Source organism: candidate division WOR-3 bacterium, from assembly GCA_016867815.1.
Lineage (GTDB): Bacteria > Hydrothermota > Tepidihabitantia > Tepidihabitantales > Tepidihabitantaceae > UBA2258.
In genome coordinates this window covers 1-2,017 of sequence record VGIR01000201.1, presented here as the reverse complement: position 1 = coordinate 2,017, position 2,017 = coordinate 1, and the positions used below count along the sequence as shown (strand labels likewise).

Sequence of the window (2,017 nt, the reverse complement as noted above, 5' to 3'; positions counted from 1 at the left end):
CCACTGGGCAGCTCCGAGTTTGTCGAGTCGCTCGAGACGAAGCTGGCCCGGTCCCTGGTTCCCCGCAAGCGTGGCCCCAAGCCCGGCACTGCGATCCGACCCCAACCAATTAAGTAAGGTGTCCCTAGAATGGGAGGCCCGGCATTTCGTGGCGATGCCGGAGCGGGATCAACTCGACTGGACGTTTGACGCTGGCAAGGTAGAATAGCACTGGCAGGGACGCTAATACCGCCTACCCGCCCTCTTCTATGCTACGTCATTCCTTCCTAGCATTAGCCGCGTGGGCGACGACACTGAATGCAACTGGCATGAGGCGAGTCGCGCGGATTCCATCTGGTCCCTACCATGATGGCCACGGCCGCGTGGTCTGCTGCGACAGCGACCACGATGGAATGCCCGAACTGCTTTTTCACACAGGCACAATTCAGCCGTACAACCCACTGCGTATTGAGATCTGGGAACACCAAGGCTGGAACCGGATCTCGCTTGCATTTGCAGACACCGGGGCCGATCCGCCGCCACCGGGAATAACGACCGGGAACTCACTTCCCTTCGCTGCCGGTGACATCGACGATGATGGTCTGACTGATATAGCATGCATTGGTGCAGAGGAAGTGGGTGGCGGTGTGTTCTTTGACATCCTGATGACGCTGGAAAGTCCTGACAGTCTCAGCTACCCGTGCTCGCTCTCCTGGTACTACCGCTACGCCCAGAACATGGCTATTCCTGAGCCAACCTACCTGCCGCCGGACCTCGACCAGGATGGGCACAGAGAGATCGTCATGTTCGCACACCGGGTCTGGGAGAACACGGGCGATAATCGGAATGAGTTTGTATGGCAGGACACGGTGCATCCGGGCTACAGGTCGACCTACGGCGACTTCGACGTGGACGGGAAGATGAACTTCGCTTCCGCCTCGCTGCATAGCACCGGCACGATGTCTGTCTGGGAGTGTACCGGCGATGACCAGTACGATGTCGTGTTCCAGGACACGGTCTGGCAACCGAATGGTGCGGACCTGTTCACGACCAACGACATCGACGGCGACGGCAAGCCCGAGTTCTACGTAGCCTACGAGAACGTCCCGCGCGGCAAGATGTATCTCTACATGTGGGAAGCTGACCAGGTTGGCAGTGACGCGTACCACCGCACGCTGGTGGACTCGGTCTGGTTCTCGGGCACCAACTGGGGTCGAATCAGCGAGTGCGGGGACATCGATGCCGACGGAATCGACGAGTGCATCTGGACCACGCCGAACGTCATCAAGATGTACAAGGCCACCGGGAACGACCAACTGCAAGAGGTCTGGCACTGGGATAGCGACCACGCTGGGTTTCGGTCGCTCGTAAGCACGGTGTACGACATCAACAACGACGGGTACAACGAACTTATCACAGCCGGCAACGCGAAGACGTCCGTATTCGAGGTCGAGGCGGTGGTCCTGCTTGCGCCCAACGGCGGGTCGTGCAGCGTCGGCGACACCGTTTCGATACGCTGGGCCACGCATACGCCGCCGCGGTGCGATTCACTGTCACTGTTCTTGAGGCGTGATTCACTATGGCACCTCTCGACGATTGCGACCGGTTTGCCGGGAACCGACACTGCCTATCGCTGGGTCGTCCCGTCCGGAGTGCCGGAGACCGCGCGAGTGGTCGTGATTGCGTACGGTCCCGGCTGGCAGTTCGACATGTCGGATAGTGTCATCACCTTCATTGGCGGCGGCGTGGCCGAAGGAACTCACAACGTGCCCCTGCACTGGTCGCTCTCCGTCAGCCCGAACCCGGCCCGTGGTGCGTTCAGCATTCGTTACGAAGTGCCTCTGCCCCTCACCCCTTCCCTCTCCCAGAGGGAGAGGGAAGGGGTGAGGGAAGTCATGTCCCTCGGCATATACGACGTCAATGGCAGGCTGGTGCGTTCCTTGTCTGAAGGCGATGTGGCCCCGGGTCGATACGAAGCCAGGCTGCCATCTGGTTCTCTACCGGCCGGGATTTACTTCCTCCGTCTCGACACGCCGGG

General features: G+C 60.4%; 1 protein-coding gene. It reads left to right on the top strand.

What is annotated here, in order from left to right:
- Positions 1–248 precede the first annotated feature (248 nt).
- Positions 249–2,017, top strand: a 1,769-nt coding sequence (locus FJY68_14290; GenBank protein ID MBM3332990.1) for a hypothetical protein, incomplete at its 3' end; no start/stop codon positions are given.